We start from the raw sequence: 23,491 nt of genomic DNA, 5'->3' as shown, positions 1-23,491 counted from the left end.
ACGGCGCCCCGGCCCCCGGCTGGAGCGTCGTCAACGGTTCCTGATCACCCTGCAGCCGCGGGGACGGCCGCACGCCACGCCTCCCTGACGCCGTCGGTCAGGGACGTTCGCGCCTGCCAGCCGATCGCGGTACGGGCCCGCCGCACGTCCAGCCAGACCTGAGCGCGGTCGAGGCCGCGGGACGGTAGGTGTTCGAAGACCAGGGGATGGTCCACCACCCTCCGTACGACGTCGGCCAGTTCGGCGAGGGAGGTGGGCCGTCCTGAGCCGACGTTGAGGACCAGCGGGTTTCCCCAGGTGGCCAGGAGCCCGCTCCGGTCGACGTGCAGAAGCCGGTGCATGCAGTCGACGACGTCGTCGATGTACACGTAGTCCCGGGTGCTTGCCGGGTCGCCGATGATCCTCAGCGGTGTGCCCTCGCGCACCGCGCGCAGCCAGTGGGCCAGGACGCCCTGCCCGGCCGTCGCGCGCTGTCGGGGACCGTAGACGTTGGACAGGCGCAGGATGATGCCCGGGATGGTGCCGCAATACGCGGACAGCTCCTCCTCCAACGCTAGTTTGGCGGCGCCGTAGGAGGCCGTGGCGCGGGTCGGCGAGACTTCCGAGAATGGCGGGCGGACGTCCGGGTCGTACACCGTGCCGCCGGAACTGGTCAGCATCACCGTTGGTGGATCCTGCATCTGGGCCAGTCGGCAGAGCAGTTCCGCGAACAGCCGGTGGTCCGCCTGGGCCCTTTCGGGGTGCTGTTCCCCGAGCAGCGGGTTGATGCTGCTGGCGAGGTAGAAGACGACGTCCGCGGTGAGCAGGCAGTGCGCGAGCCCGACGGGCGGCATGAAGGCGGCCTTCCTGGTGAAACACGCGGTGTCGATGCCCGTCTGGTGCAGCACCGCGCTGAGCTCCCTGCCGATGAATCCGCCCGCTCCGATCACCACTGCCCGGCGTATGGTGATGGGCTTCCCGCGGGATGCGAGTCCGGGCATCTGGTGCGCCCCCCTTATTTTCCTTGGCTTTCCATTGGCGCGAGCTCGGCCATACCGGACGGCCAGTACAGTGCCCGGGGCTCCAGAGCCGCTGGACATGTGTCGGCGTCGGCTCCTGCACGTGGCTTCTACCGGTTCCCGAGACGTCCTGGTTACCGTCCGGGCCGACTCGGGGTGCCGTACGAGCCCACGTGGTCAGGCGGCCCGGCGCAGGCACCGGGTGACCTCGTGGCCCCGCTCCACCGCGAACCGGATGATCGCGCACACCGCGGTGATGTCATCAGCGGTGACGCATTCGCCGGTGGGCAGCACCATGACGCGGGCGGCGATGCTGTCGGTACCCGGGAACGGGCGGTGGGTGCGGTAGGGGTCCATGCGGTGGCAGCCCGGATAGAAGTAGCGGCGGGCGAAGACGTTTTCAGCCGCCAGGACCGCCAACAGGTCGTCGCGGTCCAGTCCGGTGCGTGCGGCGTCCACGTCGAGCACGACGTACTGGTAGTTGTTGGCTTCGCGCTCGTCGACCTCCAGCAGCCGCAGTCCCGGCGTGCCAGCGAGCTCGTCCTGGTAGCGCCGGTAGTTCTCCCGGTTGCTGCGTACGAAGTGGTCCATGTCGTCCAGGGACGTCAGGCCCATGGCGGCGCTGGCCTCGTGCAGCTTGGCGTTGGTGCCCACCGAGACGACGTCGTCGTGCCCGGCGATGCCGAAGTTCCGCATCTGTCGGGCCCGGCGGGCCAGTTCCCCGTCGGCTGTGACCAGCGCACCGCCCTCGAAGGAATTGATGAACTTCGTGGCGTGGAAGCTGAACACCTCGGCGTCGCCGAAGCCGCCTATGCGCCGCCCGTTCCAGCCGCACCCGAAGGCGTGCGCGGAGTCGAAGATCAGGGCGAGACCGTGGCGCCGGGCCAGCGAGGTCAGTTCGTCCAGCCGGCTGGGCCGACCCCAGATGTGGACGCCCAGGATGGCCGTGGTGTCCGGGCCGATGAGGGCTTCGGCCTCCGACAGCAGCAGCGAGCCGTCGTCGGGGTCAACGTCGCACAGGACGGGGGTCAGCCCGATCCATGACAGGGCGTGTGCGGTCGCGGCGAAGGTGAATGCCGGCATGATCACCTCGCCTGTCACACCCCGTGCCCGCAAGGCGAGTTGAAGGGCGGAGGTGGCGTTGCACGTGGCGATGCAGTACGGGGTGCCGGCCTCCTGGGCGACGCGCCGTTCGAACTCCTCGCACAGGACACCGCCGTTGGAGAGCCATCTGCTGTCGAGAACCGTGTCCAGCCGGTCGTAGAACGCCTTGCGTGAACCGATGTTGGGCCGTCCGAAGACCACGGGAGTGTCGAACGCCGGCGCGCCGCCCAGGACGGCCAGGCTCCCCAGAGTCCGTTTCACCGCCGCTCCCCGGCCTCGACGAGGCGCGGTTCGCGCGCCCGGTCGCCAGAGCGGGCGGTGCGCATGGGGCGGGTGACAGCGGGCACACGCATGTGAGGAACCCCTTCTCTCAGGTCCCTCACGATGGACCGCGCCGGTCGAGGACTGGTGAAGGACAGCGCGAGTGCCGCCCGCTACAACCAGCCGCGGTCGCGCGCGATCCTGATGGCCTGGCCCCGGTTGCGGGAGGCGGTCTTCGCGATCGCCGCGGTGATGTAGTTACTGACGGTGCTCACCGACAGATGCAGGTACTCCGCGATGTCGGCCAGAGTGTCGTGGAACTGGGCGGCACGCAGCACGTCACCTTCCCGCTTGCTCAGCGGGCTGTCGCCCGACTCCATGGCCAGCCGCACCTGCTGGCCGGAGAAGAGGAGTTCGCCTGCGGCCACCCGTCGGATGGCGGCGGCGATCTCTCCCACCGACGAGTCCTTCGTGATGTAGGCGCGCGCTCCCGCCTCCAGCGCCCGCCGCACGTACCCGGGCCGCTGGAATGTCGTCAGCATCATCACCAGCGGTGGGTGGGAATGCTGCTTGAGCGCCTCGGCGACGTCCAGACCGCTGACACCGGGCATCTCGACGTCCAGCAGGAGAACGTCGCATCCGGTATCCGCGAGGGTCTCCACCGCCGTGTCCCCCCGGCCGAGCTGGGCCACGACCCTGATGTCGGGCTCCAGTTCCAGCAGAGCTGCGATAGCCGAACGTAACATCGCCTGGTCCTCGACGATCGCCACACTGATCACGAACGTCCGCTCTCCCTCACGCCTGTCCCGTACCGTCCAGGCTACCGGGCGGACCTGCCGCGGCGGCGCTGCGACCGCCGGGGCGGCTGGGTCCGGTGCGGGCGCTGCGCTGACCAGACCTCAAGGTCGAGCAGCCGTTCCCGCTCCGTCAGCGGCACGTCAGGCCTCACGCGCTCGGGGTGGCCGGCCCGCGGCCCGGCCAGCCTTGCGGGCTGGTGCTGGGCGTAGCGGACCGGGGCGAGCCAAGAAGTGGTGACATACACGAACTGTTCGACGATGGAGAAATCGAACGGGTCGGGGGGGACAGGTGTGACGTGGAGTGATCCGTACGTCATCAGGCAGCGCCACAGTGGCCGCAGGCAGTAGTCGCTCACCAGACCGCGTACGGTGCGCAGCGTCCCCCTCACGCCGCACCGCCATCAGTGCCGACGGCACCGCCGCTCATCGCGTTCCTCCGTATGCTCATGGAGAGATCTGCACCTCGCTGTGATCGCCGAGGATCAGCCGGTTGCTGAACGGCTTCCGCGCGGCGGGGGTCACGCTCGCGTTGCGGCCGATGAGGGATGCCCGGAGCCGGCCCACACCGTCCAGGCGGGCCTCGCGCAGCACGATGGAGTACTCGATCTCGGTGTCCTGCACCCGGCAGTCCTCCGCTATGGAGGTGTAGGGGCCGACGTACGAATTGCTGATGACCGTGTTGCAGCCGATCACGGCCGGGCCGACCACGCGGGAGCCGCGTATCTGTGCGCCGGCCTCGATTCTGACCCGGCCGATCACCTCGCTGTCCGCGTCCACCGTGCCCTCGGTCCGCGGCTCGACGTTCTCCAGCACCGACCGGTTGGCCTCCAGGACGCCGGAGGCGTCGCCGGTGTCCTTCCAGTAGCCGTGAAAACGCGTCGACCGGACCTCATGCCGGGTGTCGATCAGCCGCTGGATGGCGTCGGTGATCTCCAGCTCGCCGCGCCAGGACGGCTCGACGGCTCGCACCGCCTCGTGCACGACGGGCGTGAAGAGGTACACGCCGACCACGGCCATGTCGCTCTTGGGCCGCGCCGGCTTCTCCTCCAGGCCCAGGATCCGCCCGTCGTCGGCCACTTCGGCCACGCCGAAGACGGTCGGGTCCGGCACCTGGGTGAGCAGGACCCGCGCGTCGGTCGGGTCGGCGCGGAACTCACGCACCAGGCACGCGGCCCCGCCGACGGCGAAACTGTCACCCAGATACATGACGAAGTCGTCGTCGCCGAGGTATTCCCGGGCGATGAGGACCGCGTGCGCGAGTCCCAGCGGCTTTTCCTGCGGCAGGTAGGTCACCTGCAGACCGAACTTGGAACCGTCGCCCACCGCTTCCTGGATCTCGAAGGCGGTCTCCCCGACCACGATCCCCAACTCGGTGATCCCAGCTCGTGCGACATCCTCAAGGGCATAGTAGAGAACCGGTTTGTTGGCCACCGGTACCAGTTGTTTGGGCGACGTGTGCGTCAGGGGCCACAGACGCGTGCCCGAGCCACCGGACAAAACGAGAGCCTTCATGCAACGAACGTTAGGACGGCCTTCTCGAATACCGCTGAGGTACCGGTCCATAGGCGTGCCGGTATCCCAGAGTGAGCGTCAAAGGTCATGACGGAGCAGGCACAGCCGGTTCTCGAGTGGCAGCCGCGCTCGGGCCGCGGTGGCCCGCGGCGGGGCACGTGCCCGACTGCGGCGTCTACTTGGAATGCGTCGCCCGACGGTCCGCGGAGTCGGGGGCGACGTCGGCGTCGCGCTGAGGATTCACCGCGGACCACACCTCGGTGAGCGCGTCGCGCAGTTGTTGCCGAGGCGTCCAGCCGAGCAACTCGGCGGCCGTCGAGATGTCGAGGCGCTGCCATTCGATCCGGTCGGTTCCCGACGGCGGCGCATCGTCGCGGATCTGTGTCGGCCAACCGCTGACAGCCACCAGCGTCTCGACCAGTGATCGCACGGAGATCGCCTCCCCGTAGCCGAGGTTGATGATCCGCCCCACCGCCTGCCTGCTCTGCGCCGCCGCCAGGACGCCACGGGCCAGGTCGTCCAGCGCCAGGAAGTCCTGATGGGCCGTCAGCCGGTACAGCCGCAGCACCGCGGGCCGGTTCTCCCGCACCGCGGCGGCCAGTGCCGCGGAAACCGTACCGAGCAGGCTCACCTGGGGACTGCCCGGCCCGATCGTGGTCGGCAGGCGCAGGATCACACCCTCCAGTTCGCCTCGCCGCGTGGCCGCAAGCACCGCTCGGGTCGCCGACAACTTGCTTTTGCCGTAGGTGCTCACGGGCCGTGCGACGGCGTCTTCGGCGATCGCGACGCCGGCCGGTCCGGTGCCGTACTCCTTGGCCGAACCCAGCTGAATGAGACGTACCGCTCGGGGATGTTTCGCGAGCGCGGCCACCAGCCGGTCGACCAGCACGGCATTGGAGTCGATCAGTTCGGGTTCGCTCAGTTGCCATACCCCGCCGGCGGCGTTGACCACCAGGCTCGGCTGCGCCTCGGCCAGCACGTCAGAGATGTCCGCACTGGTGAGATCCGCCACCAGCAGCCGGGCTGCGGTGACCGGTACTGACCGGCGCCCTACGGCGAGCACGGACCAGCCTGCGGCGTCCAGTGCCGTACACAGCCGACGACCAAGGTAGCCGGTACCACCCAGCACGAGCGCGCGCGGCTGCGGTGGGGTCACGTCGGCCGGCCCGGGTGCGCCTGGGCAAGAGCCCGGCATTCGTCATAGGTCGGCAGGAGCTGTTCATCCAGGCACTCGCGCAGTCCGCGGCCCTGGGCCGCGATGTCCGACGGGATCGGATCGGCGACCGGCCAGCTGATGCCGAGTTCGGGATCCAGCGGGTTCAGCACGTACTCGATCTCGGGAGCGTACGAGGTGGAACACAGGTAGGAGACGGTGGCGCCCTCGGTGAGGGCGCAGAACCCGTGCCCGAAACCCTCGGGCACATACACGCTGTGCTGTTCCGTCGCGTCCAGTCGAACACTTTCGTGCTGTCCGAACGTCGGCGAGCCGAGCCGCAGGTCCACCAGGACATCGACGATCGCGCCGCTCATGCAGGAGACGTACTTGGCCTGTCCCGGTGGCGTCCTGGTCAGGTGCAGGCCACGGATCGCACCCAGTGTGGAGACCGACAGGTTGACCTGGGCTACGTTCAACGTGTGTCCCGTGGCCTCGCGCAGCCAGTCGGCGCGGAACCATTCGAGGAAGACACCCCGCTTGTCGCGATGCCGGTCGGGTATCACCTCGAACGCGCCCGGTAGGGTCAGCGGACGAGCCTTCATCTGAACTCCCTCGCGCCCTTTGGATTACGCCGGTTTCCTGGCCGCCCACAGGCCCGTGCCTGCCGCTGAGTCCCGCTCGATCTGGGTGACGACCTCGGCCGGCGTAGGCAGAGCGAGATGCTCGTCCTGTAGTCGCGTGGCGGCGTTCTGGTAGTCGGGCAGATCGGCGATGAACTGGCAGAGCGCCTCTTTCAGGGTGGCGTCCTCAAGGTCGACCGGCCACAGGTGGCGTCCGCTGCCGGTGGCTTCGACCTGTCTGGCGTTGACGATGGCGTCGGGCCACCAGGGCACGACGAACTGCGGCGTACCAGAGCTCACGGCCGTCATCGTGGTGCCCGCGCCGCCCTGGTGCACGATGGCCGCGCAGCTGGGCAGCAGCAGATGCAGCGCGACCGGGCCGACGTGCACGACGTTCGCCGGCAGGTCGGTGAACATCTCGCGGTACTCCCCGTGCACCGCAACGACGACCTCCACGTCCTGGTCCGCGAGGGCACGCACGACGCGAGGAGCGAGAATGCCCTCGTTCCAGCCGTACTGGAACAACGACCCGCCCCAGGTGACGAGGATGCGCGGCCGGCTGGGCGGGGTGCGCAACCACAGCGGCAGCTCGGCGGGGCCGTTGTAGGGGATGTAACGCATGGACGTGCCGGTCACCCTGGGGTCGACCCGGCGCAGCCGCGGTGGGCACGGGTCCAGCGTCAGGTCGCCGACCAGGTTCACCTGGTCGGCCCCGATCCGCTGGGCGAGGCCGCCCAGCATCTCGTCCTGGATGCGCGCGATTTTCGCGGACGAGTCGGTGGCCCACAGCAGGCGCATCGAGGGAACCCCGAGCGCACTGGCGAGAACCGGCCCCAGGAAGGCCATCGGCTCGAAGACGACGAAGTCCGGCCGCCACTGCCGGGCGAATTCCGTTGCCTCCTCTGCCATGGCCTCCGCGGACTCCGCGATCCGGTACAGCGAGACGATGCCGTTCTTTCGGTGTGGGCTGTTCTCGACGACGGCCCGGTCGTTCTCCGGGCGCCAGCCACGGTACATTTCCGACAGCTGACCGACGATGTCGAGGTCGGGGCCCACGGGCAGCGCGGGCAGCCCGGCTCCGGTGATCGTAGGCGCGAAGGACGGCTGACTGGCAACCATCACATCGTGCCCTGCGGCGCGCAGTGCCCAGCCCAGCGGTGCCATCGGATAGAAGTGAGAATTCCACGGCCAAGTGATGAACAGTGCGCGCATCAGCGTGTGCCTCCACTTATTCGGTCCATGGTCATGTTCCGGCAGCGAGCTGGGGAACGACTCGTGCATGGCTGGGAACGGACTTGGGCCCATGGACCTGTGCGGCCGCTGAGCCGTGCGGCGAGCAGGGTGGCGACCTCAGAGGGGGTGGGCAGGGCCCGGTTCTCCCTGCCCAGTCGGCCGGCGTGGTCCTGGTAGGTGGGCAGGTCGGCGAGGAACGCCTCGAGTGCGTCGGTGAGTGCGGTGTCGTCGAGGTCCTGCGGTTGGAGGTGACGTCCGCTGCCGGTGGCCTGGAGTTGCCGGGCGGTGACCACACCGTCGGGGATCCAGGGGAGGAGCAGTTGGGGGACGCCGTGACTCATCGCGGTCATGGTGGTACCTCCGCCGCCGTGGTGGATGATGGCGGCGCAACCGGGCAGAAGGAGGTCCAGCGGGACGGGCCCGACATGGCTCACGTTGTCGGGCAGCGCGGTGTAGTGCTGACGTTGGTCGGCGGAGGTGGCGACGACGACGTCGACGTCGTGGCGGCCGAGTGCGCGGACGATACGGGGGCCGAGGGTGCCGTCGTGCAGGCCGATGGGAAGCAGGGTCTTGCCCCAGGTGACGGCGATGCGTGGCCGGTCGGGCCGACGGCGCAGCACAGCGGGCAGCCGGGCTGGGCCGTTGTAGGGGACGTAGCGCAGCGGCTGGCGGGTGACGTCATCGGCGGGGACCTGCAGCCGGGGTGGGCACGAATCCAGCGTCACATCCCCCAGCGGGGCGAACTCGTCCACGCCCAGCCGTTCGGCCAGGCCGCCGAAGAGCTCGTCGCCGAGCAGGGTGATCGCGCGCGAGAAGTCTATTCCCCACAGCAGCCGCATTGCGGGGACGCCCAGGTGGGCGGCCATCAGCGGCCCCAACAGCGCCATCGGCTCGTACACGACGACATCCGGTTGCCAGGAGTGCGCGAAGTCCATCGCCTCGTCGGCCATCGCCTCGGCGCAGTCCGCGGCGAGTTGGTAGGTTCTCCGGCCGCGTGGGGCCTTGGATGTGCCCTTGGCACCATGGGCAGGCGGGCGCCAATTGCGGTACGCCTCTGTGACGCGGCCCTGCATGTCGATGTCGGGGCCGACCGGCAGGGCGGGCAGGCCCGCGTCGGTGATGGTGCTGGTGAACGAGGGCTGGCTGGCGACCATGACCTCGTGGCCTGCCGCCCGCAGTGCGTGGCCGAGCGGGACCATGGGGTAGAAGTGAGTGTTCCAGGCCCAGGTGATGAACAAGGCGCGCATCGCCCCATGGTCGGCCGGACTGCTCGCAAACACCTGGGAGAACCGCTGGCCCCTTGCCGGAGCCCCGCCCCACCGCATTCCCACCGGTCCTTGAGGCGGCGGGGCAATGCTGACCCGAACGGCACGAGAGGAATCCGGCATGCTCGCGAAGAAGGACATCCCGCCCGAATACCGGGAGTGGAACAAGCGCTGGGGGGCACCCTACGGTTTCCACGTCGACCACTCGCAGGTGAGTCTGCAGAGGTTCAGCGCCAAGAACCCGGAACGTTATGGTCCCTTCGGTTTCCAGCCGACCAGCCACACCAGGACCATGGAGTATCCCTGGGCTTACTTCACCGCCGATCCGCAGCCGGGAATGCGGGTGCTGGACGTCGGCGGATGGCTCAGCGGGTTCCAGGTCGTTCTGGCCAAGCAAGGGTGCAAGGTCGTCAACGTCGATCCGTCTGAGGACGAGAAGTGGTCGGTCGGGGTCGAGAAGACCAACGACGCGCATGCGGAGATCCACAGTTGGTTCACCTCGATGTTCGACGTGGACGTCACGCTGGTCAGCGAACGCTTGCAGGACGCCGACTTCGAGGCGAACTCCTTCGACCGGATCTTCTCCCTCTCGGTTCTCGAACACGTTGACCAGGACGAGGCCGAGCTGATGGTCGACACCATGTGCCACCTCCTGGCACCGGGCGGGCTGATCGTGCTGAGCATCGACCTGTTCCTCGACGTCAAACCTTTCGGGCTGCTTGACAAGAACGCCTGGGGACGAAACACCGACGTGCATGCCCTGTTGTCGCGAAACAACCTGACGGTCGAATGCGGCGACCCCGCCGAGCTGTGCGGGTTCCCGGAGTTCGACCCGCAGCGCATCGCGGACCGGATCGACGAGTTCTTTCCCAGCTGGAACTATCCCGTCCTCAGCCAGTTCGTCACGTTGCGCAAACCTCTTGGCTGACAGGCGGAAAGCGGAAAGGTGGACTGTCCCAGACCGGGGCAGTCCGTCGCTGGCCACCCACTGGTGAAGCGTTCGCCACTCACCGGTGAAGCAGAGCCGGTCCGTCCGCGACGCCCCGCTCCGCCACGAGACGCTCAAGCGAGTCCACCACCTGCGCCGCGGACGGCTGGGCCGCCATCTCTTCCCGCAACCGCAGTGCCTGCTCGCGCGGGCCCCGGTCCTCCAGCAGCCGCTCGACGTGGTCGCGGACGGCCTCCGCGGTGACCGATTCCGCGGACAGCCAGTCTCCCGCACCGCTGCGGGTGAGCCGCCCGGCGTTCCAGACGTGGTCGACCGACATCGGCAGCAGTAACTGCGGCACGCCGTAGGCCAGCGAGGTCATCACGGTCCCGCCGCCACCCTGATGGATCACCAGGTCACACGTCGGCAGCAGCAGATGCAGGGGGGTCGGGTCGATCACCCGCACGTTGGCCGGCAGCGATTCGAGGAATGCCTCCGTCCGGCTCCCCGCGATCGCCAGAACCTCGACGTTCAGCCCGGCCAGGCCCCGCAGCACCGCGGCGAACAGTCCCTTAGCCGAGTCCGTTTCGCGGTAGAGCTCGGCGATGCTGCTGGCCAGCAGGACGATGCGCGGTCGCGTGGGCGTCTCCAGGTGCCATGGCTGGAGGACGCCCGGACCGTTGTACGGCACGAAACGCATCGGCAACCGGGCTACGTCAAGCTCGGTCTGCAACGACGGTGGACAGGGATCCAGGGTGACCGTGCCCAGGGTGTCCATGGGGTCGACCCCGATGCGCGAGCACAGTTTCCCGAGTGCTTCCGGCTCGAATTGCCTGGTCACCGAGGTGTAGTCCATCCCCCAAATGTGGCGTGCCGCAGGGACGTTCACGGCGGCGGCGGTCAGCGGGCCGACGAAGGTGGTGGGATCGTAGACCACCAGATCAGGCCGCCAGGTCCGAGCGAATCTCAACGTGTCGTCGATCGTCGCTTCGGCCATCGCCACGTACATCGCCACGGCATGGGGGCCCAGCTTCCGGACGTCCTCGACCCTCGCGGGCCCCGGCAACGACGCGAGCCAGTCGAAATAGAATCCGGTCATCCGTCGCGTCACATCCGGGCGCTCCTGCCCGAGCACCACGGCGGGCAGCCCGGCGTCCCGGATGGCCGGCACAAGACCCTCGGTGCTTGCGACGATCAGTTCGTGCCCGGCTGCCCGCAGCGCCCAGCTCAGCGGAACCATGGGCTGCAGATGCGAGGGCCAAGCCCATGTGACAACGAGAACGCGCACAAGCGGTTGCCTCCATCCATGAGTAGTTCCCTCGACCATGGACCGAACCGGTCGAGGACCACTCAAGAAGCACCCGGCACGGTGAGGGGTGGTCGCTACGGCTGACCGGCTTCGGCTTCGGCTTCGGCTTCGGCTTCGGCTTTGGCTTTGAGACGGTCGACGTAGTCGAGCACGATCCGCCGCGCCGGCATGACCATGGCCCTTGCGACGAAACCGATCAGCACGAACATCACGATGCCGGCGCCGTTGGACAGCAGCAGCGACAGATCGATCCGCGAGGCGGGAAAGAGGTAGATCACCAGCACCCGTAACCCGGAGTCGATGACCATGATGGAGCCGACCGCGAACGTCATGGCTCGTTGCGCACGCCGGTAGTCGGGGCTCTCCTGCCACGCCAGCTCGAAGGCCTTGGCCCGCACGGGATCTCCGAAGGTCGCCGCCGACCCGATGAAGGTCGCCGTCAAAGGCCGGGCCGCGAGCAGGGTGCACAGACAGAACGCTCCGCCGAGCAGCACGTACAACGGCTGGCGGCAGGCCGCGATGCGCACATCACCTGTGCTGAGCGACAGCGCCAGTGTCGCCGCCAGTTCGAGCAGTACGAGTATCCCCGTCGCATCGAGCTTCCTGCGGCGAATCGTGCTGCCCAGCGCGATGAGACCGACCACGATGCCGGGAATCGCCAGCGACCAGATCACGCCGATGCCGAATGCTCGCAGGCAGTAGTACCCCGCGATGGACACGACCAGTTCCAGGATGATCGTCAGCAGACCGCCGACTTGTGGCCGAGACTGCGTTGTGTGTGCCATGTGCCCTTCCCCTGTGCCGTTCCCTCGCGCCGCGGCCGTTGTGCCGCCGGCCCGTCATCGATCGTTTCAGTCGCACCGAGAGCCGGACAGAGGCGGAACTACCCCAGTTGTTCAGGAGCTTTCTCCTGTGCCGTGCCGGTCGGCGGACCCGGATCAGGACGGCTCGTCCGCAGCGATCGGCAGTTCCATGGTCAGCCGGAACCCGCCGTCCTGCCGGACCTGGGCCGTCAGGTCGCCACCGAGTTCCCGCGCGCGTTCCCGCAGGCCGGTCAACCCATGGCCACCCGAGCGGCCGGTCTGGACCGTTCGGCCGCCCAGGTCGTCGTTGACGACGTCGAGCCGGACCGATCGTCCGGTCGACTCGACGGTGATCGCGCACTCGCTGGCATCGGCATGCCGGAGAACGTTCGTCACCGCTTCCCGTACGCCCCAGGCCAGTACCGAATCGACCTGGGCCGGCCATCTCCGGTCCGGCACGGTCACGACGACGCTGTGGAACAGGGGACCGAGACTCCGGTGCGCCTGGTCGATCTCGTCAGCCAACGACGTCGACCGGTAGCCGGTGATCGCCTGCTGCACTTCGAGGATGGCGGTCCGTCCCACTTCGTGGACATCCTTGGCAGCCGCCGCTGACGCTGCCGGGTCCACGCCGGCCAGCCGTTGCGCCAGTTCCGCCTTCGCCATCATGGTGACCAGGCTGTGGCCCAACAGATCGTGCAGATCCCTGGCGAACCGCAGCCGCTCGTTGTCGACCGCCGCTGTGGCGTAAGCCTTTCGGCTGGCCCGGGACCGGGCGACCTCCAGCAGGAGGCGGCCGCGCAGGACGGCGATGGCGCCGGAGGCCGCGACCAGCGCTGCCGCTGACAGCGCAGCACCCGAGAGCAGGCTCAGCAGTGTGACGGCAGCTATGCCAAGGACCGCCTCACGCGTGCGGACGAGGAGATTCGCGCACGCGACCGCCGTCAGCACGGCGGTCGCCCACCACCCCGGTGCCAGCGCCCACTCTCCCCAGGCCGTCAGTGCGGTCAGTCCCGCGTAGCACGACAGCCGAAGGACGAGCGGATACGTGGGGGTGATCCACTGGCTCACGGCGAACAGTGCCGCAAAGAGGCCGAGGGCACCGGAGTTGAGCACCGCGAGCCCGGCTGGTAGGCCCATCGCCGTATAGGCCGGGCCGATCAGTGTGAGGAGCAGGATGAAGAGTCCGCCGGGGTAGGGATCGTCGGCATGGATCATCGGCCCGTACCAGGGCCTTGGACGTCCCGAGGGAATCACCACCTCAGTGTGCGGCTGACACGGTGCTCAACTGGTCCGGCGGAAGAGCAGGATGAGCACGATGTAGCCGATGGCGGCCACCATCACCATCCAGTAGTAGGGATTGCCGCTGCGGCCGGATGCGAGTTCGCCGATGAAGGCGCTCAGGTTTCCCACCGTGAGGATCACGCCCACGCCGGCCCAGGCGCGCAGGTTGATCGAGTGGGAGCGTTCGTCCGGATGAGCGACGGCCTCGCGGTAGCCCTCACTGCGGCGTGCCAGCACCAGTAACGTCAGGCTGCACAACGCCATGACGCCGAACACCACGAGCCCGATGCCGACATGGCCGCCGACGGACGCAGTCACCAGGCAGACCACGCCGATACCGAGGAAGAACGCCGGTACGGACCACGTGGCCGGGGTCCTAGTCATGGGCTTTGTCCCCGTCGGCATAGAACATCTCCTCTACGTTGCTCTGGAAGAACCTGGCCAAGGACAAGGCAAGCGGCAAGGACGGCGTGTACCGCTCGGCCTCGATGGAGTTGATGGTCTGCCGTGAGACCCCGACGGCCGCCCCGAGCTGCGCTTGGGAGAGCCCGCGCGCCGAGCGCAGCTCCTTGACCTTGTTCCGCACATGGAAAGCGTACTTGTCACCCCCCAGGGTGTCAAGCTTGCTTTCCATCTCGCCACGTCACATCCAGGGCGTGCAGCCCGAACACCAGGGCCTCGTTGTCCAGCAGGTCGTCGGTGATGGCGCCGGCCAGCCGCAGCTCGGGCAGGCGCGCTATCAGCGTGGAGAAGATGATGTTCAGCTCCAGTCGGGCCAGCCGCCAGCCGATGCACTTGTGCGGCCCGTGGCCGAAGGCCAGGTGCCGACGTGCGTCCCGGTGGATGTCGAAGGTGTCGGGGTCCGGATAGGTTCTCGGGTCGCGATTGCCTGCCGCGCCCAACGCCACGATGCCCTCCCCCGCTTGGATGTGCACACCGCGCATGGTGAAGTCCTCGCCCGCGATCCGTACCGACGCCAGCTCGCCGACGGAGAGGTACCGCAACAGCTCGTCGACTGCTCCGTCCATGAGTGCCGGATCGGCACGCAGCTCGGCCAGTTGATCCGGATGCTGCAACAGCGTCGCGATGCCCAGCGACACGAGGCCCGCCGTCGTCTCAATGCCGGCCGTCATGATCATAAAGATGGTGTGCAGCACATCCTGGGTGGAAATGCTTCCACGCTTCACGTGCTTTCGCAGAACCCGGCTGGTCAGGTCGTTTCCGGGCACCCTTCCCCGATAGTCGACGAGGTCACGCATGTACGCGAACAGCGCCGCGAAGTGCGACTCGTCCCGCTTGGTCATCGTCGCCGTCGCGATCCGCTCGAACCCGTCGTAGTCGGATTCCGGGACGCCGAGAACCCGGGCGACCGCCAGCGTGGGTATCGGATAGGCCAGGGCGCGCACCACGTCCGCGGGAGGTCCGGCCGCGATCAGGCGGTCGACGCGCTCGTCGACACAGTGCTTGAGGAACGGCCGCATCGCTTCGCAGCGTTGGGCGGTGAACTCCGTCTGATACATGTGCCGTGCCGGCCCGTGGTCGGGCGAGTCCATGCCGAAGAAGACCCGGACCTGGCGCAGATGGGTGGTTTCCGCGTTGAGAAAGGGAAACCCCGGAGCGGACCGGTCGGCGCGAATCCTGGGATCGGTCAGGGCCGCGCGGATGTCATCGTAGCGGGAAATCAGCCACACGGCGGTGTCGTTGGCCAGCCTGGCGCGCCGGACCGGACAGTGTTCCAGCATCCGGGCGTACTCGGCCGGCAGTTCAAACGGCCCCGGCCTGCTCATCGGAAACAACGGAATGTCGGCGTCGGGCTTCTCCGTCATGGTCGCCACTCTCCCGTCGGTTCGAGGCTGTTTGCTTCCCGAAGTTCGTCCATACGCCGGTGGCGTGCTGGAAGTCGTGCGCGAGCTGGGTGGTGACCTCGGCCGGTGTGGGCAGCGCCAGGTGTGCCCGGAGCAAGTCGTCCGCGCACTCCTGGTGCCCGGCCAGACCGCCGAGGAACTCCTCGAGTGCGTCGGCCAGGCCGGCGTCATCGAGGTCGTCAGGCCGCAACCGGCGCCCGCTGCCGGTCGCTTCCACCTGTCCGGCATTGACGATGGCATCGGCGGCCCAGGCCAGGATCAGTTGCGGGACGCCGTAGCTCACCGCGGTCATGGTGGTGCCGGCACCGCCCTGGTGGATGATCGCCGCGCAGCCCGGCAGTAGCAGGTTCAGCGCGACGGGGCCGACGTGGATGACATTGTCGGGCAGGCAAGTGAAGCTGTCGCGTTGCTCGTCGAGTACCGCGACGACCACCTCGATGTCGCGGCCGGCCAGCGCCGCCACGATGCGGGGTGCCAGGAACGCCCGCTGCCAGCCGAGGTGGTGCAGCGAGCCGCCCCAGGTGACGACGACACGCGGTCGCTGCGGCGGTGTGCGCAGTCGATGCGGCAGCTGAGCGGGGCCGTTGTATGGGACGTAGCGCATGCCCTGCCGTGGCAGGTCGGCGGCGACCTGCAGCTGCGGCGGGCAGGGGTCCAGCGTCAGGTCGCCGAACGCGTTGGACTCCTGCAGCTCCCGCCGGGTCGTCAGCCCGCCGAGGAGCTCTTCCCCGGTCGGGCCGAAGTCCGTGACCGAGGCGAGGAAGTCCGTCGCCCAGAGCAGGCGCAGTGCGGGGATGGCCAGGTCTCGCGCGATACCGGGACCGAGGTATGCCATCGGCTCGTAGACGACGAAGTCCGGGCGCCAGTGTGCCGCGAATCGATAGGTGTCCTCGGCTATGGCGATCGCGCTGTCGGTTGCCGCCTGCACGGCAGCCGCGCCCCGGTGCTCGATCGCCGTGCGGTCCAGGGAGTCGTGCTGGTGTGCTCGGCGGAGCTGCCCCTTGACGTCGACGTCCTCGCCGACCGGGAGCGCGACCAGACCAGCCTGGGTGATCGTCGATGCGAAGGCGGGCTGCGCGGCGACGACCACGTCGTGTCCCGCCGCACGCAGCGCCCACCCGAAGGGTGTCATCGGATACAGATGCGAGCCCCAGGGCCAAGTGATGAACAACGCGCGCATCGTTGCTGCCTCCGTCGGTGCCGTTCGCGGTATCTTCCGCCGCCGGACTCCGGAACCACTGGTGTCCGGCTGGTCGGCGAGGCCCCCAGTCCGCTCCCAGCGATGTTCGACCGGGCCGTCCGACGCTGAGTCGTCAGAGCGACTCGACCGGAAGGAGCTGCGGTGTCACAGGCCAACCGTGCTGCGGTGGAGAAGGTCCGATTCAGCGATGTGCCGCCGAATCGTCGCCGGGGCGGTGAGATCAGGGTCGGACTGAGTCCGAGCACTGTCGGCTCGGTATCGGGGTTCATGGGGGCGGTGACGCTCGAACCGGGCGAGTACGTTTCCGAGCACTACCACCCCTATTCCGAAGAGTTCCTCTACGTGGTCAGGGGCCGTATGGTCGCGACCGTGGACGGCAGGGACCTCGAACTCGCCGCCGACGAAGCGATCATGGTGCCGATCGGTGCGAGGCACCGGTTGGTCAACCACGGCAGCGAGTCGGCGCTTGCCGTGTTCCACCTCAGCCCGCTGGCACCGGAGCCCAGGCTGGGCCATGTGGACACCGAGCCACCGCCCCACGCCAACGAACCGCCTGTGGACGTGGCTGGGAGTTAGTACGCCGGCAGCGCCGTGGGCCGCTGCCACGGTCCTGCGACGGCGCGCCGCGGTGCGGCGCGCTCACGACGTCGCTCACGTCCGCCCGTTGATGGCACATATGCGTGCCCTGTCACGAACGTCGTCGACGAGCTGGGCCTGTTCCAGGAAGTCGCTCTCGCCGTACCGCTGGATCTGTGAATTCCGGGTCTGTGCGACGAATTCGGAAATCGTCGTCAAGAACTGGTCTTCGGCAGGGACGACGACCTCGCGCCCGTGATCCGCGCGTGCCAGGCGAATCACCGGACTGAACCCCGGTGGCGGCGTGTACGCGCGGTCGACCGACACCACACCCTCGCTGCCCCACAGCCGGTAGCTGCACCGATAGGCATGCTCGAAACCGAAGGTGACGTGAGCGGCTGAGCCGGACGGTGAACAGAGCAGAGCGTGTCCCGCGACATCGACGCCCCGGGCCGGATCTGTCTTCAACACGGCACCCGCAACGGTCAGCCCGGCGCCCAGGAACCGGGTTGCGGCGTACAGCGGGTACACACCTACGTCCAACAGCGCACCGCCGCCCAGGTCACTGGCGTACCGCACATCCGTTGCGGGCAGCGGCGGAATACCGAAACACGCTTCGACACCGCGCACCTCACCGATTTCTCCCGCCGCGACCAGCTCAGAGACGGCTGCGTGCAGCCGGTGCCGGGCAGCGGTGAGATTCTCCTGCAGGGTGAGTCCGAGCCTGTTCGCCAGCGCGGTGAGGGCGAGGGTGTCGGGGTGACAGGTGGTCAGCGGCTTTTCCGCCAGCACGTGTTTGCCCGCCACCAGTGCCGACTCGATCCATTCGGCGTGCAGGCCGGTCGGCAGTGGAACATAGACGGCATCGATGTCATCGCGTCGGAGCAGGTCGTGATAGTCACAGGCAGCTACTCCCCCGAAGTGGTCCGCGTAGTGTTCGGCCTTGCGCGGTGTGCGGGAGGCCAGCGCGACCAACCGCGCGGTGGGGGCGGCGAGGATGGCCGGAATGGTTCTGCGCAAGGCGATATCGGCGCAACCGAGCACGCCGAAGCGTAGTGGCGGCTGCTCGGTGTCCTCGGTCATGCGCCGCACCTGACGGCCTGGAGGCAGGCCAGCAGGCTGCGGGCCTCGACGTTGACGTAGTAGCCGTGTCGCAACAGGGCTTCGAGCTGGTGGACGCTTGCCCAGCAGAACTCCGGCGGAAGTGCCACCGGAAAGTCTTCGTCGGCCTCGACGAGCATGTACCGGTTTTCGGAGTGGTAGAAGCGACCGCCCTCCTCGGTGAGGACGGTGTCGAACAGGATGCGGTCCGCACTGGCGCCGAGGACGTAGTCCAGGAAACGCGGCGGGTGCTGTGAGTAGTTCGCGGGAGTGCACTGCACGGTCGGGCCCAGTTCCGCGGCGTCCAGCACTCCTGCCTGGAACCGGGCCCGCACTGCCAGGTGGGCGACACCGTCGACGTTCCTGACGACGAAGGCCACGACGCCCTGCCCACGGGGAGAGAGCATCGGCTGATCCCACTCAAGGACCTCCCGGTCGGCCGCGGTGACGCAGACACCGACGATGTCGAAGTACAGCCCCGAATCGTGTGTGATCCGCTCCGGCCCGTACCGCCACCCCTCGATGCCTCGCAGGGGAACTCGCCGGGTCGCGACTTCGTGCCTGCTCTTGACCCCGGTGAACCACCGCAGGAGGCGGGTCGTGTCCGGCTCTCCACGCTCCCCGTCAGGCAGACACGACAGCACCGACCGGGTGTCCATGTTGATCAGCTGCTCGACCCTCAGCAGCCGCCGCAGATCACGGACGTCCACCCAGCGGTAGCCGTCGTCGACTGCCAAGTCCTCCTCGACCAGGACGATCATGTTGCGATTGCGTTTGCGCAGGAACCACGAACCTTGTTCGGACTGCAGAACGTCGACCAGGACGGTGTGACCCTGCGGATCGGTGAAGTACTCGAGATAACGGGTGGCGCTCCCGTGGTGCGCCCGGGTGTAGTTGCTGCGAGTCGCCTGGACGGTCGGTGACAACTGCATCATCTTCGCGTTGCCGGGTTCCATCTTCGCCTGTATCAGGCATTGCAGGGTGCCGTTGTGTTTCCGGACCAGAAGTCCGAGGATACCGATCTCGGGCTGGCTGATGATCGGCTGGCTCCACTCGGCGACGGTGCCATGGGTCGTACGGGTATGCAGTCCCTCGATCGTGAAGAACCGGCCGCTGCTGTGCTTGATGTTCCCCGTCGATGCATCCAGGTGCCAGGAGCGCATCTCGGCCAGCGCAATTCGGTCGACCGAGCACGAGATCTTCCGCACCCGCCTCTCCAACCAGGCCAGGAACTCCTGGTCGACCCCGGAGTCGGCGAGTCGGGGCCACCGTTGGAGCATGCCTATATCCGAGCTCTGCAGCGTCGCCGAGCTGTCTTCGCGATATCGGCGCATCGGTGTGCCTCCGCTCCCTCAAATTCAAGGCCCTCGCCGGTCCACGGTCAGCAACCGTGCTCGTGGATGGCTGGGGCGCGCTTGGAGGGACGGCGTCACGACGACGTCGTCCTCGTCGCGCCTGCGCAACGGCGACGGTTCCCATGCACCCTGCACCTGGGGACTGTAAATCGTTCGGTGTAACTCCCGATCATGGAAGATGCATCGATGACCAGTGAGAACGTGGCCGAGTACGAGGGCGTCGAGTCCGCAGCGGCTGTGTCGGCGAAGGCCGTGGACGACCAGCTGATCGACGAGTTGGTGAGCCGGGCCCAGGCCGAGGGCCTGCAGCTGGCCGGCGAGGGCGGACTGCTCCAGCAGCTGGCCAAGCGGCTGCTGGAGTCCGCCCTGGAGGGCGAGATCACCGACCACCTCGGCTATGACAAATATGATCCGGCGGGCAAGGACGGCGGCAACTCCCGCAACGGGAAACGCTCCAAGACCGTGCTGACCGACGTGGGACCGGTGGAGATAACCGTGCCCCGCGACCGGGACGGCTCCTTCGAGCCGAAGATCGTGAAAAAGCGGCAGAAGCGTCTGACCGGCGTCGATGAGATCGTGATCTCGCTGGCCGCGAAGGGCTTGGCCACCGGTGAGGTCCAGGCTCACCTCGCGGAGGTCTACGGCGCCGAGGTCTCCCGGCAGACGATCTCCACGATCACGGACAAGGTCTTGGAGGGCATGGCCGAGTGGCAGAACCGGCCTCTCGACGTGGTCTATCCGGTGGTCTTCATCGACGCCATCCACGTGAAGATCCGCGACGGCGCCGTCGCCAACCGGCCGATCTATGTGGCTATGGCCGTCACCACTGAGGGCCGACGGGAGATTCTTGGGCTGTGGGCCGGCGACGGCGGCGAGGGAGCCAAGCACTGGCTGCACATCCTCACCGAGATCAAGAACCGCGGCGTGGGCGACGTGCTGATGCTGGTCTGCGACGGCCTCAAGGGTCTGCCCGAGGCCGTGGAGACGGTCTGGCCGAGGACGATCGTGCAAACCTGCGTGGTCCACCTGCTGCGGAACTCCTTCCGCTATGCCGCCCGCCAGGACTGGGACAAGATCGCTAAGCTGCTTAAGCCCGTCTACACGGCCCCGACCGAAGAGGCCGCCCTGGAACGATTCGCGGAGTTCGCCGACGCCTGGGGCAGGAAGTATCCGGCGATCGTCAAACTCTGGGAGTCGGCCTGGGAGGAGTTCACCCCGTTCCTACGGTTCGACTCCGAGATCCGACGCATCGTCTGCACGACCAACGCGATCGAGTCGGTCAACGCGCGGATCCGGCGAGCGGTGAAGGCCCGCGGACACTTCCCGAACGAGCAGGCCGCCTTGAAGTGCGTCTACATGGCGATCATGTCGCTCGATCCCACCGGCAAGGGCCAGGCCCGCTGGACCATGCGATGGAAGACCGCGTTGAACGCCTTCGACATCAGCTTCGACGGCCGGCTCTCAGCGGCACGCCAGTAACCCAACCATCCTGGTTACACCGTTCGTTTGACAGACCCTTGAGGGCTGACGATGTGTGATCGTCGAGGTATGCCGGTTGTGTGAGATATCCGCAGGGTGGTGGGCTGACGCCTGAACGGCAGGCGTTTCGCGAGCGGATCCGGCTGGAGGCCGCGGAGCGGTTCGCTGCGGGTGCCTCCAACGCCGAGGTCGCCAAGGACTTACGGGTGAGTGTGCGCTCAGTGCAGCGATGGCGCCGAGCCTGGCACGACGCCGGGACCGAGGGGCTGCGGTCTGCCGGGCCCGTGTCACGGCCCAAGCTGAGTGAGGCCCTGTTCACCGTGCTCGAGCAGGAGCTCGCCAAGGGGCCGGTCGCGCACGGCTGGCCGGACCAGACGTGGATGCTGGCGCGGATCAAGACGCTGATCGGGCGCCGGTTCCACAAGAGCATGACACTGTCGGCGATCGCGCGGATGCTGCACCGGAACGGCTTCAGCCACCAGGTCCCTGCCCGCCGGGCCCTCGAGCGCGACGAGGAGGCCGTGGCGGGCTGGGTGAAGGAGACCTGGCCGCAGGTGGAAGGTCCGTGGCGGCGCTCGACGCCTGGCTGTGCTTCGAAGACGAGGCCGGCTTCTCGATGACGCCGCCCACCGCACGGACCTGGGCCCGGCGCGGACGCACACCCCTCATCCAGGTGCGAGGACGCTCCCAGCGCCGCTTCTCCGTCGCCGCTCTGGCCTGCTACAAGCAAGGTGAACGCTCACGGCTGATCTACCGGCCCAAGCGGCATGTCGATCACAAGCGGGGCGGCAGACGCAGTTTCACCTGGACCGACTACCGCGACCTGCTCATCGCCGCACACCAACAGCTCGGTGCACCCATCGTGCTCGTGTGGGACAACCTCAACGTCCACAAGGACCGCCGACTGCGGGAGTTCATCGACGCCCACGACTGGATCACCTGCTACTTCCTGCCGGCCTATGCACCAGACCTCAACCCCGTCGAGGGCATCTGGTCCCTGCTGCGGCGCAGCAGCCAGGTCAACACCGCCTTCACCGACCCCGACCACCTCATCAGCACGCTCCGGCATGGTCTCCGCCAGATCCAGTACCGCAGCAACCTCATCGACGGATGTCTCGCCGAAACCGAACTCACATTGACGACATCACGGCAACAACGTCAGTAACCCCCACCCGCCAGGCAAAACGGCGCTGACCAGTGAAAACGCCAAACGAGCCTTTACACGCTAGAACTACCTACAACCCACCAGGGCCACACTCCACACACCACACACAACCCCAGCTCACACACCCCGCCCACCCCGACCCAACCGCCCACTCAACTTCTCAACGAACCCACAACACACCAGGCCAGAAGGCCCGCGATACACCAACAAACCCCCCGCCGAGCGTTAGTCGGAGAGGGCGATTCAGGTTTCGGGATGGGCCAGGCGGCCGAGCAGGGCTACTGCGTCGTCGAGAGGCACCGGTTGGAAGAACCGTGCGTCGGCGCGCTCAACAGCGGCAATCGCGCGTGGGGCCAGGTCGGCGCCGGTGTCGGTGACGCGCAGTCGTTTGGCGCGGGTGTCGGCCGGGTCGACTTCACGCTCGATGAGCCCTTTGTGTTCCAGGGTGCGTAGTACCTGGGAGGTCATCTTGACGTCGGTGCCGGCTTGGCGGGCGAGGGTCAGCTGGTTGGGGTGCTCGCCTTGGGTGTTGAGCCACCAGGTGCAGGCAAGCAGCACGAACTGAACGTGGGTAAGATCGAGCGGGGCCAGGGCTGTGGCGATGTCGCGCTGCCAGCGCAGAGTGGCGTGCCACAGCAGGAATCCGGGGCTGTCGCCGGGGCTGAGGGGCATCAGCGCAGCGCCAACTCGGCCAGCGAGGCCATGGTCTCGGGCCAGTCGGCGGTGATACCCGGGCCGATCTGCGGGCCTGTCTCGTCGGCGCCGGTGCCGGTGATCTCCATCCGGTACACCACGCGGATCCGGTGCTGGTCGATCCGGTCGATCCGGTGGGTGGTGCGCAGCAGCAGGCCGTTGAAGCGCGCCTCGTCGACGAATAGTTCACCTTCGACCGCCTCGGCGATGCGCAGCAGTACCGGGTCGTCTCCGGGCGGCGTCATCGTGATCTGCGTGCCCGCCGCGAACGGGCCACTGATCTCGATCTTCTCAATCTCGGCGTTCCAGGTGCCCCAGTTCTCAACGTCGGCCCAGAGCCGCCAGATCGCCTCGGGGGTGGCGGTGGTCTCGATGGTGTGCTCGTACTCCCACATGCGTGGCCTCCTCGACTAGATGATCTATCCATAGATTATCTATGCGGAGACTATCTGTCCAGTGGCGCACGGCCTCCATCCCGCAGTGCCGCGATCGCCCACTTCGAACCACCGCCCGCGCCCGCGCCACCGAGGAGGTCCTACCCCACGCAGGCATCCTCCCTGCCCCCTGGCACGGCACCCGCCGCTGCGGCAACCCCCGAAGGATTTCGAGAGTTGACCACTTAGACCGTGTCCTATGGGGTGAGGCGGACGTATCGCTTGTAGCAGCAGAGTGCGGCTGCGAGCCCCAGAAAGCCCAGGTAGTTGCGGGGATTTCGTTCGTAACGGGGGCTGAGGCGGCGGTAGCCGGACAGCCACGACATGGTGCGCTCGATCACCCAACGGTGAC

At 67.7% G+C, this 23,491-nt stretch carries 26 protein-coding genes; 5 read left to right on the top strand and 21 right to left on the bottom strand.

The annotated features are described in order from the left end of the window. Positions 1 to 44: 44 nt before the first annotated feature. The 9 genes from ACIHAA_RS29935 to ACIHAA_RS29895 all read right to left on the bottom strand — a co-directional run bounded on the left by ACIHAA_RS29935 (position 45) and on the right by ACIHAA_RS29895 (position 8,928). The gene (locus ACIHAA_RS29935) at positions 45 to 980 is read right to left on the bottom strand and encodes an NAD-dependent epimerase/dehydratase family protein (protein WP_399822641.1); all 936 of its coding nucleotides are present in this window, start codon (positions 978 to 980) and stop codon (positions 45 to 47) included. Between the two features lie 195 nt (positions 981 to 1,175). Further along, complete coding sequence (locus tag ACIHAA_RS29930; protein WP_399822639.1) at positions 1,176 to 2,363, bottom strand: DegT/DnrJ/EryC1/StrS family aminotransferase; 1,188 nt, start codon at positions 2,361 to 2,363, stop codon at positions 1,176 to 1,178. A 173-nt stretch (positions 2,364 to 2,536) separates the two neighbouring features. Then, positions 2,537 to 3,142, bottom strand: coding sequence for a DNA-binding response regulator (locus ACIHAA_RS29925; protein WP_399822637.1), 606 nt, complete (start codon positions 3,140 to 3,142; stop codon positions 2,537 to 2,539). 41 nt (positions 3,143 to 3,183) lie between these two features. Beyond that, entirely contained in the window at positions 3,184 to 3,549 is a 366-nt protein-coding gene (locus ACIHAA_RS29920) for a DUF6059 family protein (RefSeq protein ID WP_399822635.1), read from the bottom strand. A 55-nt stretch (positions 3,550 to 3,604) separates the two neighbouring features. Beyond that, complete coding sequence (locus tag ACIHAA_RS29915; protein WP_399822633.1) at positions 3,605 to 4,672, bottom strand: glucose-1-phosphate thymidylyltransferase; 1,068 nt, start codon at positions 4,670 to 4,672, stop codon at positions 3,605 to 3,607. A 175-nt stretch (positions 4,673 to 4,847) separates the two neighbouring features. Continuing rightward, on the bottom strand, positions 4,848 to 5,828 hold the full coding sequence (locus ACIHAA_RS29910; RefSeq protein WP_399822631.1) for an NAD-dependent epimerase/dehydratase family protein: 981 nt from the start codon (positions 5,826 to 5,828) through the stop codon (positions 4,848 to 4,850). Then, on the bottom strand, positions 5,825 to 6,430 hold the full coding sequence (locus ACIHAA_RS29905; RefSeq protein ID WP_399822630.1) for a dTDP-4-dehydrorhamnose 3,5-epimerase family protein: 606 nt from the start codon (positions 6,428 to 6,430) through the stop codon (positions 5,825 to 5,827). The genes ACIHAA_RS29910 and ACIHAA_RS29905 overlap by 4 nt, the downstream gene beginning before the upstream one ends. Before the next feature lie 24 nt (positions 6,431 to 6,454). Then, positions 6,455 to 7,660: a nucleotide disphospho-sugar-binding domain-containing protein gene (locus ACIHAA_RS29900; protein ID WP_399822628.1), complete on the bottom strand. Its 1,206-nt coding sequence runs from the start codon at positions 7,658 to 7,660 to the stop codon at positions 6,455 to 6,457. Then, entirely contained in the window at positions 7,660 to 8,928 is a 1,269-nt protein-coding gene (locus ACIHAA_RS29895) for a glycosyltransferase (RefSeq protein ID WP_399822626.1), read from the bottom strand. The genes ACIHAA_RS29900 and ACIHAA_RS29895 overlap by 1 nt, the downstream gene beginning before the upstream one ends. A 139-nt stretch (positions 8,929 to 9,067) precedes the next feature. Here ACIHAA_RS29895 and ACIHAA_RS29890 point away from each other — a divergent pair, with 139 nt between their 5' ends. Continuing rightward, positions 9,068 to 9,874: a class I SAM-dependent methyltransferase gene (locus tag ACIHAA_RS29890; protein ID WP_399822624.1), complete on the top strand. Its 807-nt coding sequence runs from the start codon at positions 9,068 to 9,070 to the stop codon at positions 9,872 to 9,874. A gap of 79 nt (positions 9,875 to 9,953) precedes the next feature. On the opposite strand, the gene ACIHAA_RS29885 is transcribed toward ACIHAA_RS29890, so the two are convergent. From ACIHAA_RS29885 to ACIHAA_RS29855, 7 genes are all read right to left on the bottom strand, one after another. Beyond that, positions 9,954 to 11,114 (bottom strand): nucleotide disphospho-sugar-binding domain-containing protein, encoded by a 1,161-nt coding sequence (locus ACIHAA_RS29885; RefSeq protein WP_399822622.1) that lies wholly within the window; start codon positions 11,112 to 11,114, stop codon positions 9,954 to 9,956. A gap of 143 nt (positions 11,115 to 11,257) precedes the next feature. Next, positions 11,258 to 11,968, bottom strand: a complete 711-nt coding sequence (locus ACIHAA_RS29880) for a VC0807 family protein (RefSeq protein ID WP_399822620.1) — start codon at positions 11,966 to 11,968, stop codon at positions 11,258 to 11,260. Between the two features lie 153 nt (positions 11,969 to 12,121). Next, entirely contained in the window at positions 12,122 to 13,204 is a 1,083-nt protein-coding gene (locus tag ACIHAA_RS29875) for a sensor histidine kinase (protein ID WP_399822618.1), read from the bottom strand. A 66-nt stretch (positions 13,205 to 13,270) separates the two neighbouring features. After that, entirely contained in the window at positions 13,271 to 13,654 is a 384-nt protein-coding gene (locus ACIHAA_RS29870) for a hypothetical protein (RefSeq protein ID WP_399822616.1), read from the bottom strand. Continuing rightward, entirely contained in the window at positions 13,647 to 13,904 is a 258-nt protein-coding gene (locus tag ACIHAA_RS29865; protein WP_399822614.1) for a helix-turn-helix transcriptional regulator, read from the bottom strand. The genes ACIHAA_RS29870 and ACIHAA_RS29865 overlap by 8 nt, the downstream gene beginning before the upstream one ends. Beyond that, positions 13,888 to 15,096, bottom strand: a complete 1,209-nt coding sequence (locus tag ACIHAA_RS29860) for a cytochrome P450 (protein WP_399822612.1) — start codon at positions 15,094 to 15,096, stop codon at positions 13,888 to 13,890. Before ACIHAA_RS29860 ends, ACIHAA_RS29865 begins: the two co-directional genes overlap by 17 nt. Further along, on the bottom strand, positions 15,035 to 16,315 hold the full coding sequence (locus ACIHAA_RS29855; RefSeq protein ID WP_399822610.1) for a nucleotide disphospho-sugar-binding domain-containing protein: 1,281 nt from the start codon (positions 16,313 to 16,315) through the stop codon (positions 15,035 to 15,037). The genes ACIHAA_RS29860 and ACIHAA_RS29855 overlap by 62 nt, the downstream gene beginning before the upstream one ends. Positions 16,316 to 16,477: 162 nt before the next feature. Between ACIHAA_RS29855 and ACIHAA_RS29850 the strand changes: the two genes are divergently transcribed. Beyond that, complete coding sequence (locus tag ACIHAA_RS29850; protein WP_399822608.1) at positions 16,478 to 16,912, top strand: cupin domain-containing protein; 435 nt, start codon at positions 16,478 to 16,480, stop codon at positions 16,910 to 16,912. Positions 16,913 to 16,987: 75 nt separating this feature from the next. Here ACIHAA_RS29850 and ACIHAA_RS29845 read toward each other — a convergent pair whose 3' ends face one another. Beyond that, on the bottom strand, positions 16,988 to 17,995 hold the full coding sequence (locus tag ACIHAA_RS29845) for a Gfo/Idh/MocA family protein (RefSeq protein WP_399822606.1): 1,008 nt from the start codon (positions 17,993 to 17,995) through the stop codon (positions 16,988 to 16,990). Further along, on the bottom strand, positions 17,992 to 19,293 hold the full coding sequence (locus ACIHAA_RS29840; protein ID WP_399822605.1) for an NDP-hexose 2,3-dehydratase family protein: 1,302 nt from the start codon (positions 19,291 to 19,293) through the stop codon (positions 17,992 to 17,994). Before ACIHAA_RS29840 ends, ACIHAA_RS29845 begins: the two co-directional genes overlap by 4 nt. Before the next feature lie 261 nt (positions 19,294 to 19,554). Here ACIHAA_RS29840 and ACIHAA_RS29835 point away from each other — a divergent pair, with 261 nt between their 5' ends. From ACIHAA_RS29835 to ACIHAA_RS29825, 3 genes are all read left to right on the top strand, one after another. After that, the gene (locus tag ACIHAA_RS29835; protein ID WP_399822603.1) at positions 19,555 to 20,847 is read left to right on the top strand and encodes an IS256 family transposase; all 1,293 of its coding nucleotides are present in this window, start codon (positions 19,555 to 19,557) and stop codon (positions 20,845 to 20,847) included. Between the two features lie 80 nt (positions 20,848 to 20,927). Continuing rightward, positions 20,928 to 21,467: a winged helix-turn-helix domain-containing protein gene (locus tag ACIHAA_RS29830; protein WP_399822601.1), complete on the top strand. Its 540-nt coding sequence runs from the start codon at positions 20,928 to 20,930 to the stop codon at positions 21,465 to 21,467. Beyond that, on the top strand, positions 21,464 to 22,012 hold the full coding sequence (locus ACIHAA_RS29825) for a transposase (RefSeq protein WP_399822725.1): 549 nt from the start codon (positions 21,464 to 21,466) through the stop codon (positions 22,010 to 22,012). The genes ACIHAA_RS29830 and ACIHAA_RS29825 overlap by 4 nt, the downstream gene beginning before the upstream one ends. Positions 22,013 to 22,255: 243 nt before the next feature. Here the strand turns inward: ACIHAA_RS29825 and ACIHAA_RS29820 are convergent, their stop codons facing one another. The 3 genes from ACIHAA_RS29820 to ACIHAA_RS29810 form a co-directional block, all read right to left on the bottom strand. Further along, a complete protein-coding gene (locus ACIHAA_RS29820) occupies positions 22,256 to 22,684 on the bottom strand; it encodes a MarR family winged helix-turn-helix transcriptional regulator (protein ID WP_399822599.1) in 429 nt (142 codons plus the stop codon). Then, the gene (locus ACIHAA_RS29815; RefSeq protein ID WP_399822597.1) at positions 22,684 to 23,100 is read right to left on the bottom strand and encodes a polyketide cyclase; all 417 of its coding nucleotides are present in this window, start codon (positions 23,098 to 23,100) and stop codon (positions 22,684 to 22,686) included. The genes ACIHAA_RS29820 and ACIHAA_RS29815 overlap by 1 nt, the downstream gene beginning before the upstream one ends. A 236-nt stretch (positions 23,101 to 23,336) precedes the next feature. Next, positions 23,337 to 23,491, bottom strand: a 155-nt coding sequence (locus ACIHAA_RS29810) for a transposase (RefSeq protein WP_399822723.1), incomplete at its 5' end; no start/stop codon positions are given.

Source organism: Streptomyces sp. NPDC052040 (genome assembly GCF_044548405.1).
Classification (GTDB): domain Bacteria; phylum Actinomycetota; class Actinomycetes; order Streptomycetales; family Streptomycetaceae; genus Streptomyces.
This window is presented reverse-complemented; position numbering and strand designations above follow the sequence as displayed.